Source organism: Microvirga tunisiensis, from assembly GCF_009296175.1.
Classification (GTDB): Bacteria; Pseudomonadota; Alphaproteobacteria; order Rhizobiales; family Beijerinckiaceae; genus Microvirga; species Microvirga tunisiensis.
On record NZ_VOSK01000893.1, the window covers coordinates 1 to 845 of the forward strand.

1 protein-coding gene is annotated in these 845 nt (G+C 63.1%); it reads left to right on the forward strand.

The annotated features are described in order from the left end of the window. Positions 1-2: 2 nt before the first annotated feature. Positions 3-785: a Bax inhibitor-1/YccA family protein gene (locus FS320_RS44365; protein WP_152718776.1), complete on the forward strand. Its 783-nt coding sequence runs from the start codon at positions 3-5 to the stop codon at positions 783-785. Positions 786-845: the final 60 nt, after the last annotated feature.

Below are 845 nucleotides of genomic sequence, written 5' to 3' on the forward strand. Positions count from 1 at the left end.
CGATGCAACCGTATGAGCAAAACCAAACCGCCTATGGCACCGGCTTTGCCCGGACGGAGGCTCAGGTCGACCAGGGCCTGCGTACCTTCATGCTCGGCGTCTACAACAACATGATCCTGGGCCTTGCCATCTCGGCCCTGGTCGCACTCGGCGTGAATATGCTGGCCGTGACCAGCGATCCGTCGATGGCCGTTGCCCGCATGGGCGGCGTCGGCCTGACTGAGTTCGGTCGGATTCTGTACGGCACGCCCCTGATGTGGGTCGTGGCGCTGGCGCCTCTGGCGTTCATCTTCTTCTTCTCGTTCCGCATGGACCGGATGTCGGCGGCTGCGGCCCGCGGCACCTTCTTCGCCTTCGCGGCGGTGATGGGTGCTTCGCTCTCGACGCTTCTCATCCGCTACACCGGCGCGAGCGTCGTGCAGGTGTTCTTCATCACGGCCGCGTCCTTCGGCGCGCTGTCGCTGTGGGGCTACACCACCCGCCGCAGCCTGTCGGGCATGGGCTCGTTCCTGATCATGGGCCTCGTCGGCCTGATCCTGGCTTCGATCGTGAACATCTTCGTCGCGTCGAGCATGCTGCAGTTCGGCATCTCCGTGATCGGCGTTCTGATCTTCGCGGGCCTGACGGCCCACGATACGCAGAAGCTGAAGGAGATGTACCTGTACGGCAATCTCGACTCCGAAGCTGCCAGCAAGGCCTCCGTGCTGGGCGCCCTGACGCTCTACCTGGACTTCATCAACATGTTCCAGTTCCTCCTCGCGCTCGTGGGCAATCGCAACGAGTAACGACGAGCGGATCGAACGATCACGAAGCCCCGGCCGAAAGGCCGGGGCTTTTCTTTTGTT